Below are 15370 nucleotides of genomic sequence, written 5' to 3' on the forward strand. Positions count from 1 at the left end.
AACCAAGCGCCCGCAGCGCTGGGCTCGATCTTGGAAAGGACCGCCACATGGACATGACCACCGCACGAAACCAACCCCAGCACGCACCCGCCGAACTGTTGGCGGAAGCGTGCACGTTTCTGGCCAGTGCTGAACTTCGTGGTACCTCCGCCGCGCGGTTGGCCACGGTACGCGAGGAGATCACGCACACTGGGACTTACGCCCACACCGCCGACGAGTTGACCTGGGGAGCCCGGATCGCCTGGCGCAACGCGACCTCGTGTCTCGGGCGGGCGTACTGGCGGGCATTGGAGGTGCGTGACCGGCGGGAGGTCACCACGGTCGACGAGTTGGCCGAAGCGTGTGTTGAGCATCTGCGAGTGGCGACCAACGGCGGCCGGGTGCGGTTGACCATCACCGTGGGACCGGCGGCTGATGCGGGGCAAGCCTTGCGTGTTCTCAACCATCAGCTGGTTGGATATGCCGGGCATCTCCAGGCGGATGGCAGCGTGGTCGGCGATCCGAAATCGGTGTGGCTGACTCAGCTCGTTCGTTCTCTCGGTTGGTCAGGAACCGGCGGCAGGTTCGACGTGTTGCCGTTGGTCATCCAACGCGCCCCGGGGGAACGGCCATGGTGGTACCGGTTACCGCGGGACGTGGTCATGGAGGTTCCGCTGAGTCACCCGGATCTGCCGTGGTTCGAGGCGCTTGGGCTGAGGTGGTACGCGCATCCGGCGATTTCGCATCAGCGGTTACGGATTGGAGGGGTGGACTATCCGGCCGCACCGTTCAGCGGCTGGTACACCGCTACGGAGATCTCAGCTGAGAACTTGGCTCGACGGTACAGTGTGCTGCCAGAGATCGCCCAGCGGATGGGGCTCGACACCACCAGCACGCGGACGCTGTGGCTGGATCGGGCACTGGTGGAATTAACCACTGCGGTGCTCCACAGCTACCAGCGCCACGGCGTGATCGTGGTCGACCACCACCACGCCGCGAAGTCGTTCAGCACTCACGAGAACAGCGAACTCGCCGCCGGGCGGCCCGTGTATGGACGGTATTCATCTCTAGTGGCGCCGACGGCCGCCGCCACGACCGACGTCTACTACCGGTCCTATCGTAACCGGGTCGTTGTGCCCAACTTCTTCCCACCGGCACCGATCGACCTCGATCCGGACGCCGCCAATGGCGCTCTTCGGTGACCGCGGTCGCGGTGCAGACAGCGGGCATTACTGATCATCGCGTGTTTCGCCGTCCAACTATCCACACAGGATGCTTACCAGGAATCGAAATCTACTTAGCCAACGACTGTGTGGGTTTGGTGATGGTGGCAGTCACGTCGGTCGGCCCGCGTCAGTGGACACGGTCCTGCCGGAGTGCACATGGCCCTGGTCGCCGCCTACTTCCTCGTCCAGGCGGTCACGGCGTCCACCCGTTCACCTGCTGTAGCCCGACAGTTTCGGCGAAGTCCGCGGAGACATGGACGTGGACGTGCCGGACATTCATCCCGCAACAGTCCAACGTCATGACACAACTCGCAGATACGCACCACTAGCCATTGGACCCGGTCGCAACCGGGCTCCTTTTGATCTCGGGGAGGGGATCATGAGCGTAGAGAACACGTGCCCACTACCGTCACTCTTGACCATCCGGCCACACCAAGAGTCCGTGACGTTGACCTACTCAACCCGCGTCGCGGTCCCCGCCAAAGGCAACCGCCATCACTCCACTGTGATGGTGCGACAGTCGTGGGGCATGCGATGACAAAGGCGGCGCAGTTCACCGAGATACCCACCGATGGCGTTGCGCCGGCAGGTAAACCGTTGCCATGTATCGGGGTTGATCCCGGGCAGACCTGGACCGCAGCGGTGTTGCGGGTCGGTGGGTTCGGGGAACACGGATGGACCATGGGGCCGGTCGACAAGTACGGCGTAATACGCCGGGACGCGTTGAACGAGGTGGACGCATGGGACGCGTTCGCGCTCTACATTGTCCGGCTGGTGGACGCGTTGGACGCGTTGGTGGAGTACGCCGTGACACGGTACGGGGAAGTCCGTGTAGGGGTAGAGGTTCCCTTAGTTCCGGTGGGATGGCGGCCGGGGTCAGTGAAACGGTTCCAGCAACTTCCGATGAGGGACTGGCTCATCCCGCGGCAAGTCGCGGCCGCGGTTCTGGGGCAATATCCTGAGGCCAAAGTGATCCGACCGGACGGGTTCGGTTCCCGTCCTGCCTCGGAATACCCAACCGAGCTGCGCGGGACCAGACCACCCGGATGGGGGCCGAATGAGACGCCGAACAGGGAGCGGGATCACGAGAGGGCGGCGTATGACATCGCCGGCGCCGCCGCGCGGATGCCGCGATGACCCACTCCCCCGGGCCTGGACCTTCCGAATCTGCGTCGGACAAAGCGGCCAACCAGCAGAGCAGGCAACCGGACAAGCCACCAACCGGGCCACGGCCGGAGCCGGATACACCCGGTCTAACACAACAGCCACCGCCACCGTCTCGACCTCGGTCGACCCGGTGGCGGTGGCAATTACGGCGCTGGATGCCGTACTGGCTCACCAGCCGTCGCGCGTTCGTGGCCACAGTCCGTTCCTGGTGGGCCTCCCCTGCCGCGGAAGAAGTTCGCGCCGCGTACCACGACACCAAGCGGGCGCCTGGCTGGGTAGTCCTGGGCATGATCGGCGTTTTCTGGCCGCTCACAGGCTTCTCACTCGTCCCGGTCGGCGTGGCCGTTGTCGTCTGGTTGATCATGATGTGGACCACCAGCGGTATCAGGTACTGGTTTCTTCGCCGTCGAGTTCGGCGAGTTCTGCGCCCGCTGATTGGCCTGCTGGCCCTGCTCGTCCTATCCGTCCAGGCGGGTATCTGGGCGTGGCTGCTGTCGATCGGGGTGTGGTTGATCGTCGCGGGTTTGACAGATACTTGGCGGGCTCACCATCGCCTAGCAACATGGATCGTCGGCGCAGTCTCGCGCACCACCAAAAATGATCCAGACGAATTCGACCTGCACACCACCGAATGGGACGGCCGGCATCTGCTGTACGCCGAAGTCGACTTCGGACCGCTCGTACGCACGGAGGACGCGGCGGCACGCGACCGGATTGCCCAGGCAGTGGCTTGGAGTCTCCGGCATGCCGGCCGCTACACGGTGTCCTGGCCGGCCGGTCGAGCGTCGTTCGAGATCACCGCGACACCGACGCTGCCCACATCAATCTATGAGCAGGACTGGGGCGACCTGCCAGGCATTCCGATCGGCGCAACCGACGCGGAACACGCCGATGGAGTAGTCGACACAGTCGAGGCGGAGACCGGGACCGTTCTCGAATCACTTCCGATAGTCCTTGTAGATCCAACGAACTCTGACAAGCACATCCTCGTGGTGGGAGGGACTGGCGCTGGAAAGTCGGTGTGGATGCGGGGGTTCATCGCCCGTGGCATGCGGAAGGGGTGGTGGCCCGGCGGCGTGTTCATTCTCGACGGAAAAGGAGGCTCCGACTTCATCGTCTTTGAAGGCAGAGAAGGAGTCCACTGTGTAGCGCGACATCCGGACGAGTGGACCGAGTGGCTACCGCGCATCTCCACGATGATGCGCCAACGGTATGACGAGGATGCCGACTACGAGCGAGGCAACACGCCAAAACCCAACTTTCCGCGTTACCTGGTCGTGTTGGACGAAGTACAGGAGATCCGCGCCACGCTAGGCAAGAATGAACTAGACCCGATCCTCCAACAGATCTCACGCCAAATACGCGCCAGTAAGGGAAAGCTACTGGTGGCCACACAACGACCGGACGCCGAGGACGCTATTCCTGGTGCGGTGCGGGACATGTTGGAAGACCGCATCATTCTCGGCTACATGTCCGACACTGGGGCCCGCATGGTTCTCGGCAAGGACTGGCGGGAAGCGGTGGACGAGTACGGCTCGAACACCGTTCCAGGTCGGGGACTGGCGCGTGTCGGCGGTCACCTACGTCGTATCCAGGGATTCTACCTGGATACCCCCAGGGAACACCCCGAGGTCGAGCATCTCTATCCGCCCAAAACCGCTACGGTTGGCGTGACGCAAAGGAACCAGGCCAACGCTGAGTCGGCAACTACGACGCAGTGGGCACCAAGACCGGCAGCGGACGCGTCCAGCAACCCCCAAAAGGCCGCTCAGGTGGCCGTAGGCGCCGCCGAAACGAGCGCCGGCGGCAAGGAGGCCCCCACAGCAGTCGACGCGCCGCCAAGAGCGGCACCAGCACCCCAAGAGAACAGAGACGACCAGGAGTTGCCACGGCCACCGCGGAGACGCCGACGAACCATCTAACGCGAAGATCACCCAAACACGAATGGGCCCCACTCTTGATCATGGAGTGGGGCCCATCTTGTCCGTTCCGTTTGAACCCTGCGCATGGGGAAGGCTGACCTGCGATCCGCAAAGTAGGTCCGGACAAGCAGCGGCCGCAGTGTCCGGACTTACTTGGCGGATTCGCTGGGCTCGGCGCGATGACGGCATGTCTGTGCCGCACTTGGAAGGCGCACCTACGAGAGCTGCCCCAACTGCCGTCGACCACTGTTACCGACGTGTCGGAGCGTGTGACTCGGCCGTAGCGCTACATCGTGTCCAACGCCAGCCTTCCTGTTGTCCTGACTCCATAGCAGTCGCCCGAGCGATGAGGTCGCGATGGTAGCCCCGCGCGCTTCTAAGGGGATCGTTTCGGTGCGCCATGGTTGCATCCTGTTCGCGGCTGCGCAGTACTTCTATGGCGCGGCCAGCGTCGCCCAATACGCAAGCCACAAGGAAGAAGGTCTTACCTAGCAAATGCAGGCTGCCGACTGTCGTCTTCACATGCTCCTTGCCCCAGCGAGTAGCCCGGTATCCGAGTAGGCCGTCAGGCCAGTTCTCGGACGGCGCAGGCTCCCACACGTCATGGACGACTCGATTCCGCCAATTTACGAGTTTTTCCATCACCTTGAGTGTGGACAGGACCATCGCTCGCGCTTCCGTGTCCATCGGTGGGTGCCGGATCCACTCATTCGTCGTGGCTTGTTCGACCATGGTCCGAACGTGCTTGACCTGTGTGCCGAGGGTGCCATCTCGGAGTATGAAATAGATCAACCCAGTGCCCGTCATAGCCTCGGCCATCTGCTGAAGTGCCATCGACGCGTGCCCGCTACTCATGGTCACGTCCCCGATGGCGGCAAGCATCGCCGTTCGCGGATTATCGCTCACACTGACATGGTGACAGCTCATCGCGCGTGTGGACTGCTAGACACGCTCCCCTGTCAGCCAGTCCCGCAAAGTAGGATGCCCGCAAGGTCCAGCCGGACAGGACAGTACGTCTCGGCTCGGAACAGTGATGTACGGCCCGGTCGCACTCCTCGGAACATTTCTGCCGACTCTGTCGGCAGTATATCCAACGAGTCGGCCGGGACGGTGGGCGAATCGACACGAAGTGTCGATTCGCCAAGGGGTCAGTGGCGCGCGTTCCGCAGCCGGTGCCGCGCCTCCGGTGGGGGAGGGGAGGGGTGCGGATATCTCCTGCGGGTTCGCCACCGCGTGATCCATCTGCGGCCTCGAAGTGCGGGAGTTGAACAGGGCTTAAGGACCCTGCCCCTCCCCCACTGCTGGCATGCATCGGGGACGGTCACCAGAACGCGTGTTCCTGGCGACCGCCCCCGTAGGTGCTCTGCTCTCCCAGTGTCCACTATGGAAGGCGGACGCTAGTTGATGTCCCACGCGAATCTATGCTTTGCAACTGACGGGGACTGGCGCGAGGGATTGGCTCGGCATTAGTCCGATTGTGGACGGTCACGACTCTGCCGAAGATCGGTTCGTCCCTGCGCGTACCCTCTTATCCACATTCGGCGTTTTTCTACGTCGGCCGACGTGTGGGCGGCCGCCCATGGGCAAGCAGTGGCCGACAGGCCGGCGCGGAAGGCGTCGCGACCATCGTTCTGGATCTCTAGAATATCTTTCGGTCCGAGCGAAACCGCCGGACTCTCCATCATATGGGGGGACTGGCGTGGCGTCTCGGTCATGCCGTGACCTCTCCGATCGATTGGTGTTGTGCCGTTCTGGCGGCTTTCCGGTCTGAGTCTCGACCGAACCACTCGTACCGCCATTCCGCGTAGGTGATCCGGCCGTGTCTACCGAACCAGGTCTTTAGTTCTTCGCTGCCGTACTTGCGGACACGGCTAGCCGGTCCTGAGAACAGGGTTTCCGGATTGACGCCGTGCGCCCGTCCGGCCCGAGAGAGTAGCACTCCCCTACAGTCGTTCTCCGCTTGCAGATACGAGGTGTACAGATGTGCGTCGTATTCCTCGCGACAGACTTGCTCAGGCTTTAGCCGGCGGCTGCTGCGTCGTGATGGATTGGTGAGAGGACTGGAGTCTTCCCACTCGCGCAGCCAAGCCGCTTCCCGTTCGGCTTTCTCGTGGCGTTTCCGGTCAAGGTCGGCGGCTATGTTGGCGTCACGCTGCCGCTCCATCTGTTCACGCCAATCCAGTGTGGACAGAATTTGATCTACGGCCGCCGGGTCGTCGTGCACCCTGTTCAACTCGGCGGACAGATCGTCATCCGACCAATGCACGGTTGCCTCTGGCGTGTACTGCTTGGCTCGTGTCGGCGGAGCCTGACCCACCGCGGGACCGCCGGTGGCACATTCGTAGTCGCCGATTGCACGTTCCAGCAGCGCGACATAGTGAGTCTCGCGGTCCCAGTCCGCACGGTCGGCGGCCTTGCGCGCGTTCCGGTCGTGCCTGCCGATTCGTTGCCTGATGTTGGCTAGTCCTCGTTGAATCGGATCGAAGCATCCTGGGCAGCGTCTACCGCCCTCGCTGATTGCCCTACACACAAACCCTCCCCGGTTTGTGCCCCCTTGCAATCCCCCTGTGTCTCCTGTGTACACGAAACGAGACGGGGACGCGCGCAGCCCGACGTACAGAGCAGTGTGGTTCGTCAACGGCGCGAACACGTGGGATGCTGAGAGTGAAGGGAAATGGACGTGCTCGGGGAGGGGTGCGAACCATGCAACTGTCATTGCTGATCGCTGGTGTGACGCTGTGCGCGGCGGCCAGCGCCGGGATCTACACGGATCACCTGGCGGACCAGCGCGCACAAGTAGCGGCATTGCGGGCAGAGGCCGAGCTAGCCGAAGGGCAAATCCTGCCCAGGACGCCATCGGAAGCGGTACGAAGTCTGCACAGTTTGATCAGTTACGCGGGTGACCGCGCATCCGCGGGCCCGGCATGTTCCCTGATGACTCCCCTGGCGCAACGGGAGTTCGCCGCCGTGTACAGACAACCTAACTGCCTCGCCACCGCCCACATACTTCAAGCCCAAGTGACCGACCGCACCAAGTATCCAAGGTTCCGATTTACTGATCAAGATCAGGTTATCCAGGGCGATCACGGCACAATGGACGGATGCGCCATCACGTGGCGCAGCGCTATCGACCCTGCCGGCACACCCGACCCCGGCCCCCGATTGGGCCGGTTCACACTGCATCGGATCGCCGGGTTAGGCTTCAAGATCACTGGCGTAACACCATGCGCATCAAAGGGTTCGACCGCCACACCCGACCCACGGCCCACCCTCGCAAATACTCCCCCGGCCGGCTCGGCGAGTTCACGACCGCCGGCGCCACCAATGTCACGCCCTACCGGATTGCTACCCAGTTACGCGCCAAGCGTGCCCGCCATCCTCGCTGGACGTATCGCCATGAATGATCCTGGGGCATGTGAGCTGTTCACCGCAGCCGGCCGTGCGCAGTTCGCCGCCGCACACAAGGCCGCCGATTGCCCGGCCGCGGTCGCGGTCATGCGCGCTCAAGTTGTCAATCCCACGGTGTATCGCAACCCTCACACCATCACCACTCAGACAACCGACGTGACCGGCCGGACCGTTGTAGACGGTTGCCGCCTCAAGTGGTCGACCTGGGCCGGCCCGACTGTCCCAGGCCCCCAGATTGGCCACCTAGAGCTAGAGCACCCGCCGGGCAGCGTTGGCTATCTCATCGCGGGGTATACGCCGTGTTGAGTAAGAGAAGTCTGTAGATCGCTGAGATTCGGCGGAGGAGCGTAAAGACACCTTGCGCGTGACATCTTAAGCTACTATAGTTATACGCGTCGGAGGGACCGCAGCCCCACCTGACAACCACCGTGACAACACCCCCTGGCGAGAGGACAACGTCATGCGGACTACGTACACCGCGCGGATGCCGGGCGGCATGTTCCCCGAGTTTGAGCCGACGACCGCACCGGCCGCGCCGCAGTCTGTGCCACTGTTCGATCTGCCCGCCGGCGTGGGCAGCGCGGCGAAAACCGTTGACTACGGAACGCCCACGGCGCCGGCGCGCAGTGCGGTAACCTCCGGCCTGTTCGACACAACGCTGACCGTCGGAAACGGATCTTTCGGTTTTGGCATCACCGACACCCAAGACACGTTCCACTACCTCGGCGTGTGCACCCCGTGCACCCGTCCGATCCGGACAGACAACACCACCGGCGCCCGCAGAATTGCCGCGTCGTGCCCGGAATGCGGGAACGGCATCACGTGTGAGCGCCTGGTGGCTGTCACCACCGTGGACGTGTGCGACGCCCGGTGCATGAACGCGACCGGGCCGTCATGTTCGTGTGCATGCGGAGGCGCCAACCACGGCGGAACATGGGGCGTCCGCACCCGTACGGATCTACAGTTCGTGTCCGCGTTGGAAAACTACCGTGCACAGGTCACGCGGACACAGGCCAAGAAGGCGGCGAAGGCACAGCGTGAAGCCGACCGGCGCAAGGCCGCGTTTGCCGAATGGGCAACCGACAACGAGGTTCAGACGGTCCTGTCTTTCTTGCGATCCACCGACATCAACAACTCATTCCTAGACGACATGTCGGCCCTGATCGAACAGGGCCGAATGTTGACCGATCGACAGGTGGCCGGCGTGGCGAAGTTCGCCGAGAACGCCCGCAAGGCAGACGCACGCCGCGCCGAAGCCCAGAAGCGCCAAGCAGAAGGCAAACCTGCCCCAGTGGGCAAGGCCGTTGCGGTCGAAGGTGTCATCGTGAACGTCAAGACCACGGACGGATACACCTACGGCTCCGTTACCACGCGCATGCTTGTAGATTGCGTGGACGGCTACCGCGTCTACGTGACTGTGCCCCGATCACTAACTCCTGTGATCACGGTGGACACTCTTCCCGCACTGCGCGGCAGGAAGGTCCGCTTCGTTGCCGACCTTGAACCCGCCCGCAACAGCGACGACTCGTCATTCACCTACGGCAAGCGCCCACGCAAGGCCCAGTTCGTGGACTAGCCCCACAGGACAGACGCACCACAAGCCGCACTGCGTACGCGTTGAGCCGGCCGGGGCAGCTCCGGCCGGCTCAACGCGTTCCCCCTTTCGATTCCCCAGTACGCCGCGGCGCGAGCGCCCGGAATTACGCATCCCACACCGGTCTGCTCCCCACGAACCCGTTGTCGAAAGTCGTTGACCTCAGCCAAGAAAGCCTTGCCGATGACATCTTAAGCTACTATAGTTATACGCGTTGGTGGGACCGCAGCCCTAGACCAACAACCACCGTGACAGACCCAGAGGAGCAACCCCCGTGGCCAGTCCAGTAGCGGGCAACCGCCGAACCAACTACACACCGGAACAGCGCGCAGAGCGAGACGCAGCAGACGGCGCTATCCGGGACAAGGCCGCAGAACTGTTGGCCAACCCCGACGCCATGGCCGCAATGGTGGCCAGGCTCATGACCACCACGTCACCGAAGCTGCTGCGCTACTCCATGCGCAACAACGCGATGCTGGCCAGGCAAGCCGACGACCGCGGCATGACCCTGACCGACGTGGACAGCTACCGCGGATGGCAAGAACGCGGCCGCGCGGTCCGCAAAGGCGAACGCGGATTGCGCATCGTCGCCCCGAAAGGCACAGAGCCAAGCGACCAGGCCGAGCAAGACAAGGTGAACCCAAGCCACGACAACCACGCCGGGCAGAACGAGAACGAAGAGACCCGCGTCAGGTTCCGCATGGTCTCAGTCTTCGACATCAGCCAAACAGACGGCATCGAAGACGCCGAACCAGTCGAGACCGAAACCGTCAACGACCCCGCCACCGTCCTGCATGCCAACCTCACCGAGGAAATCCAGCGTCTCGGCTACACCATCGCCACCACCGACCAGGCCAACGCGACCGTCACAGTGCAGGGCACAACGGTCACCGTTCCCCACACCCAACCGGTCCCCGAACTCGCCCGCGCGTTGGCCATCGTGCTCAACCTCCCCAAGGCAGACCGCCCGACGCCGCAGACCACCCGAACGAACGCAGATACCGCGACCACCGACGCCGGCACCAGCATGGTCACGTCGACCGACCCAAACGCATCACAACCGGTTCGCCTCCCACTGGGAGACGACTATGGCACCGCCACCGGAACCGTACGAACCGAATGGACCACGGGCCGGGTCTACTTCGCCCTACGCGCACCCCGAGTCACCGGTACGTGGACCGTGACCATTGACGACCCAGCCGACACCGAACGGCCAACCCGGGTTAACGTCGACTACGGCGAGGACGACGGCCGCAACCTCTACGGCAGCCTGGGACGCCGGCGCCCACACCGCCCGATCATCAACGGTATCGACATCGCCGGCGGGACCCACGGCATTCCCCTTAGCAACCCCGCTGAATTGGTTCGGTGGCACGTCAACTGTGACCGTCCTACCGGCAGCTACAACAGCACCCGCACCCCTGACAAGACCACCGAACGCATGGCCGCCGTACTGCGGGCCATCGTGCACCACATCGCCGACCGGCCGGACCTCGCCGAGCTGCACCACGTCGCTGCCCGCCTGGCCGCGGTGTCCCGCACACGCGAGGAAGCCAACAAGGCCGCACAACTTGATCAAGAAATCACCGACCTCGCCGCCAAGCGCGACCGACACAACCAACGAGCCGAACAGCTAGCCAACCTCGCCGCCGACAGCGACCAGCTTGCACTGTTCGCCAGCAATTAGCACACCGTCCGGTGATGGCCCTCCCGCCATCACCGGACCACACTCAACCCCGCCCCGACGATGCCACGCACTGGGGACCGGCACCGAAGGGACTGGCACCGTCCCGACACAACGCCTACTCGTCAGCCCGCGGTTACCGGTCCGCCATCGCGGCAGAAAGGTCAGCCGCCGGCGTCTACCCGTGAAGGGGGCACCTCCACCTTCGGTCTGTGTCAAACCCTGGATGCAGGAAGATTCGCCCAGTGGGTCGTTGCCCAGTGTTCCCCACTGCTCAGCCACGGTTGCCCATCCACGGGAGTGGACTCGACCCAAAGCGTGCAATCAGGGTCGGCGCTTGGGGACTGGCGTTCAGGACTGGCGTGGCTTCTTAGGCATGAAAGAGGCGCGGAGCCGTTTCCACCCGGAGGTGGCCGCAGCGGCCCCGCGCCTACCACCGTGACCCTTTCCAGAGGAGAGGCATCACTAGACGCAGTGTAGAGCACCGCAAACGGGAGCAATCGACAGCTTGCCCTACTATATTTGTTCAGGCCGACCGCTGATCCACCCGTCAAGCTCGTTGATCACGTCAAGGACACGCCATGATCCCCTTCGGACGGACCACCGTCGACCGTGCCGGCATCGCCAAACTGCACAACATGAGCTGGCGCAAAGCTGAACGCGCCAAGCCATGGACCTTGCCCGCACATCCGAAGCCCCTCACACCACCCAATACACGACCGGTGCTGTGGGATATGGCGCAGGCCGAGGCCTTCGCCCGCGGCGCCGCCGTCCCTGCACTGCCGACCGTCAGTCACCCGCAGGATGCGCTGCACTTCACCGAGGCCGCCGACATCGCCAAGATGAACCACGACTATTGGGAGCAGGAGGTACACCGCGGCCGGCTCCCCAAACCAAACATAGAAGTCCATGAAGGCGTCTTCTTCTACTCCCGCGAAGTAGCCGAGCAGGTGACCGCCCAGCGGCAGGTACGCAGAACCGGCGGTGGCCGTCCGCCCGGAGCAACCGAAAAGATCAAACGCGCGGACATCCCCCGACGCGTGGCCGAACTCTTCGACCTCGCGGCGGACAAGGGCGACCCGGAACCTTCCATCGCGGAAGTTCAACGAACTCTAGGAATCGCGTACTCCACGGCACACAAGCACGTCCACCTCATCAAAGCCCAACGCGCGGCAGCCGCAACAACGCCCCACAACCAGACGGTGCCCAGCCAGCAGCCAAGGTGAACCGTGTTCTTGCCGGCGGCATGCCGCCGGCACGTCATCTGTGCCGCGTTGCCGCACGTGGCGGCAACGCGGCACACAGGCCTGCCGCCCAGGCCGCAGTGGCCGACACAACATTTTGATCATGAAACGTGGAGCGGAGACTGGCGTACCTTCACAGCCGGATACTGGCGGCACGCCAGACGCGGAACGCGCGGCCCGCCCGTAGACCAATCAGGTGATCATCCGTGGACTCACCTCGCGGTAAGTCAAGAACTTTCCTTGCGGTAAGGCAGCCACTACCAGCTACAACTGTCGTGACGGATTGCTGCCGACGGATGCGCCTTGCTCGTCACTTGCTTCTTCTCGCCGGCAAGCATCCTTCATCTCGGGGAGGGGATGAAGCATGAGCACACCAACGCCCGCGGCCGGCCCTACTGGCGAGATCCCTACACAGCCGGGCACAAGACAGCCATCAGCTCGCCCAGTTCGATCAACGATCGTCACTGGCCCGCGGGCACGACACCTCAGGAACACACAGGCCCCCTGTCCACAAGCGACCGACGTGGTATCCGCCCTCGCAATACCAACACTGCACACCGCAGCAACAGGACAGCTTGAGCCCTTACCCATCGTCCAACTGCCCGACCTACCACGCGACACGTCCATGCTGTACGGAATCGGCTGTGTGGACGCATCCGGGCGGATATCGGAACGCCACATGATTCACGCTCTCGACTGGAAACCCGGACAACGGTTTGACGTCACCCTGATCACCCGCGGCATCGTCATTCGTGCGTCACCAGACGGATCGACCGTCCTACCTCGGACCCAGCGGCTCGTGGTACCGCTGACCGCCAGGCGCCACTGCGACATCACTGCCGGCGACCGCCTTCTTCTCGCCGCCGCACCACAACACGGCGTCATCATCGTCCACACAGCGACAGCACTGGACGAAATGCTCATCCAGTACCACGCATCCTCAGCGGGCACTCCATGACCGACCACCCGACTAGGCGCGAGCCGAACCAAACCGACGAGATCGCCGCCGCGAAGATGTTGCTGGCCAAACTCGGCATCACACCCACAGACCTCCTGGCCGACGCTACCAACGCCTTGGCCAGTCCGACGTTCGCCGAGTACATCCCACGCGTCGCGCAAGCCGTCAGCGCCGGGACTCGACGCGCGTACTCCACCTACTGGAACCGAATCATCACCACATGGGGATCACGACAACTCACCGACGTCACCGCACTGGACATCACCCAACTCGCCGAACACATCAAAACAACCGCAGCTCAACGACGAAACACCCGCGGCGGACGCAGCGCCGCCGAACACACCATCTCCGCACTGCGCTGCCTCTACAAACACGCCGTCGCCGACAACATCCTCAACGACACCAACAACCCCGCCACGCGAGTCCCCAAACCACGACGCCTACCCAGCACCCGCCGAGCACTGCCTACCAACCGACTCGACGAAATCCACCACGCAACAGCCACCACCGGCAACGATCCCGCACTGGACACGTTGCTGATCAGGCTTCACGTCGAGACCGCATGCCGACGAGGCGGCGCACTAGCTCTAACACCAACGGATCTTGATCCGCAGCAGTGTCTTGTGCAACTACACGAGAAGGGCGAGACCTTACGCTGGCAACCCGTTTCGCCCACGTTGATGACCCACCTGGTCAATCACGGTAAGACCCGCGGTGGACTAGACACTGAACACCCGTTGCTGAGATACACAAGCGGCCAACCCATCAGCGCACGCCGCTACGACCACCTCTGGCAACGCCTCGGCCGCCACCTACCCTGGGTCGCCACCCAACAGGTCAGCACTCACTGGCTTCGACACACCACCCTGACCTGGGTTGAGCGCAACTTCGGCTACGCCGTCGCGCACGCCTTCGCCGGCCACACGGACAGCAGGAACGACAGAAACGCAACCACGACCTACGTGCAGGCAACCGTTGAAGAAGTAGCAACCGCGCTCGCGGCGCTCACCCGCGAACCACATCCACTAGCCTCCGACCTCACGCAGGTGTCCCTCATGGACATCCCTATCAGAGACCGCTCGGCACCACGGGACAATCCTCCAGATTCACAACACGGCGCATGAGCCTTGGCGGTTATCGTGCCGCGGCAGCACGCTGGGCCTGGACGATCTCCCGTAGTTCGGACGGGGCCAACCAGTGGGTGCCGCGGTGGATCATGCGGTGGCGATCCACGCGTTCAACGACTTGGAGTTCGGCTCCCACAAGACGACAAGTGATAGCACACCCTAAACCATTCTATTCAAGGCGTTCCAGTTACCGCAGCTCCAGATTTCCAGATGGACAACACCACCGCACCAGCGCGTAGAGATGTTCCTGAAGAGCGAAGCCGGTCAGTCGAGGACTCCTGCCGACCTGAGTCGTCGGGGAGATCTGCGGATCGATCCGTCCGGCCGTCGATGGCGAGACCGAGGAGAACCCTTCCGGGGAACAGGCGTCCTCCGATGTGGTCCCGAGTGGCGTGGACGCCACGAGGGGCACTCGTGACGAGCACGGCTCGTCGCTCGCCCCGATCAGCCGGACGCCTCCGGCGGACCAGCAATCTGCCTGAGTAACCGGGTGACCCGGTAGTGGCCGTAGGGGTGAGGTGGCCTACAGCACATCTTCCCGATTCGCGCAACCCGTCTGACCTGGGAAGTGCAAAGAAGACCCAACGGGTGGATACGACATCTGGTTGCACGAGTGTGCTTGACACGAGCGTGACGGCGTGAGTCCATTCTTTTAGCCCACCACCTAATTCTGTGTTTAAGCAGAGGTAGGTAGGTGGACGATGGAGCCTGTTTGGGGCTGGACGTGGGTCAGAGAGGCCCTGTCCTCCGGGTTTGACCCGGTGACGCTGATCTTTGTGGTCCTGGGCGTGCTCGTCGTGTGGCTCGCCCGGCGGTTGTTGGTCGCCCTGCCCAAGATCATCGAAGAGCACTACCGCACGAAGCGGCTCCGAGAGGTACTCAAGAACGAAAGAGCCATAGCGACTGGCCATGTTGAACTCAGCCCTGACGGACACCTGATCATCGGTCCGGCCGACAAGGATGAACCGGCCGACCAGGCGGAGCCTGCCGACGACCCGACCGAGGTCGTCCCGATCCGGCGAGATCCTTCGCAGCAACCAGACCAGCAATCGGCATGAACA

At 63.3% G+C, this 15370-nt stretch carries 11 protein-coding genes; 9 read left to right on the plus strand and 2 right to left on the minus strand.

The features are described from left to right. Window positions 1-53 precede the first annotated feature (53 nt). The 3 genes from GC106_RS43060 to GC106_RS43070 all read left to right on the plus strand — a co-directional run bounded on the left by GC106_RS43060 (window position 54) and on the right by GC106_RS43070 (window position 4294). Window positions 54-1181, plus strand: a complete 1128-nt coding sequence (locus GC106_RS43060; protein WP_217281668.1) for a nitric oxide synthase oxygenase — start codon at window positions 54-56, stop codon at window positions 1179-1181. 558 nt (window positions 1182-1739) lie between these two features. Beyond that, a complete protein-coding gene (locus GC106_RS43065; RefSeq protein ID WP_173141983.1) occupies window positions 1740-2342 on the plus strand; it encodes a hypothetical protein in 603 nt (200 codons plus the stop codon). Window positions 2343-2527: 185 nt separating this feature from the next. Beyond that, window positions 2528-4294 (plus strand): type IV secretory system conjugative DNA transfer family protein, encoded by a 1767-nt coding sequence (locus tag GC106_RS43070; RefSeq protein WP_173141984.1) that lies wholly within the window; start codon window positions 2528-2530, stop codon window positions 4292-4294. Window positions 4295-5760: 1466 nt separating this feature from the next. Here the strand turns inward: GC106_RS43070 and GC106_RS49855 are convergent. Together GC106_RS49855 and GC106_RS43075 are read right to left on the minus strand one after the other, a co-directional pair. Beyond that, complete coding sequence (locus GC106_RS49855; RefSeq protein WP_376777826.1) at window positions 5761-6093, minus strand: Rmf/CrpP family protein; 333 nt, start codon at window positions 6091-6093, stop codon at window positions 5761-5763. Then, on the minus strand, window positions 6006-6824 hold the full coding sequence (locus GC106_RS43075; protein WP_173141985.1) for a hypothetical protein: 819 nt from the start codon (window positions 6822-6824) through the stop codon (window positions 6006-6008). Before GC106_RS43075 ends, GC106_RS49855 begins: the two co-directional genes overlap by 88 nt. A 1338-nt stretch (window positions 6825-8162) precedes the next feature. Here GC106_RS43075 and GC106_RS43080 point away from each other — a divergent pair. From GC106_RS43080 to GC106_RS43105, 6 genes are all read left to right on the plus strand, one after another. Then, complete coding sequence (locus GC106_RS43080; protein ID WP_173141986.1) at window positions 8163-9278, plus strand: hypothetical protein; 1116 nt, start codon at window positions 8163-8165, stop codon at window positions 9276-9278. Window positions 9279-9570: 292 nt separating this feature from the next. Beyond that, window positions 9571-10983: an ArdC family protein gene (locus tag GC106_RS43085; protein ID WP_173141987.1), complete on the plus strand. Its 1413-nt coding sequence runs from the start codon at window positions 9571-9573 to the stop codon at window positions 10981-10983. Between the two features lie 578 nt (window positions 10984-11561). After that, window positions 11562-12206 (plus strand): hypothetical protein, encoded by a 645-nt coding sequence (locus GC106_RS43090; RefSeq protein WP_173141988.1) that lies wholly within the window; start codon window positions 11562-11564, stop codon window positions 12204-12206. 643 nt (window positions 12207-12849) lie between these two features. Continuing rightward, complete coding sequence (locus GC106_RS43095; protein WP_173141989.1) at window positions 12850-13182, plus strand: hypothetical protein; 333 nt, start codon at window positions 12850-12852, stop codon at window positions 13180-13182. Next, entirely contained in the window at window positions 13179-14306 is a 1128-nt protein-coding gene (locus GC106_RS43100; RefSeq protein ID WP_173141990.1) for a tyrosine-type recombinase/integrase, read from the plus strand. The genes GC106_RS43095 and GC106_RS43100 overlap by 4 nt, the downstream gene beginning before the upstream one ends. A 704-nt stretch (window positions 14307-15010) precedes the next feature. Then, window positions 15011-15367: a hypothetical protein gene (locus tag GC106_RS43105; protein ID WP_173141991.1), complete on the plus strand. Its 357-nt coding sequence runs from the start codon at window positions 15011-15013 to the stop codon at window positions 15365-15367. Window positions 15368-15370 lie beyond the last annotated feature (3 nt).

Origin of the sequence: Kibdelosporangium persicum (assembly GCF_013280595.1) — a bacterium.
Taxonomy (GTDB): Bacteria; Actinomycetota; Actinomycetes; order Mycobacteriales; family Pseudonocardiaceae; genus Kibdelosporangium; species Kibdelosporangium persicum.

Coding starts and splice junctions, on each gene's coding strand:
- GC106_RS43080 (WP_173141986.1), top strand. CDS start 8,163: ATGCGGACTACGTACACCGCGCGGATGCCGGGCGGCATGTTCCCCGAG.
- GC106_RS43105 (WP_173141991.1), top strand. CDS start 15,011: ATGGAGCCTGTTTGGGGCTGGACGTGGGTCAGAGAGGCCCTGTCCTCC.
- GC106_RS43065 (WP_173141983.1), top strand. CDS start 1,740: ATGACAAAGGCGGCGCAGTTCACCGAGATACCCACCGATGGCGTTGCG.
- GC106_RS43100 (WP_173141990.1), top strand. CDS start 13,179: ATGACCGACCACCCGACTAGGCGCGAGCCGAACCAAACCGACGAGATC.
- GC106_RS43095 (WP_173141989.1), top strand. CDS start 12,850: ATGCTGTACGGAATCGGCTGTGTGGACGCATCCGGGCGGATATCGGAA.
- GC106_RS43090 (WP_173141988.1), top strand. CDS start 11,562: ATGATCCCCTTCGGACGGACCACCGTCGACCGTGCCGGCATCGCCAAA.
- GC106_RS49855 (WP_376777826.1), bottom strand. CDS start 6,093: ATGGCGGTACGAGTGGTTCGGTCGAGACTCAGACCGGAAAGCCGCCAG.
- GC106_RS43070 (WP_173141984.1), top strand. CDS start 2,528: ATGCCGTACTGGCTCACCAGCCGTCGCGCGTTCGTGGCCACAGTCCGT.
- GC106_RS43060 (WP_217281668.1), top strand. CDS start 54: ATGACCACCGCACGAAACCAACCCCAGCACGCACCCGCCGAACTGTTG.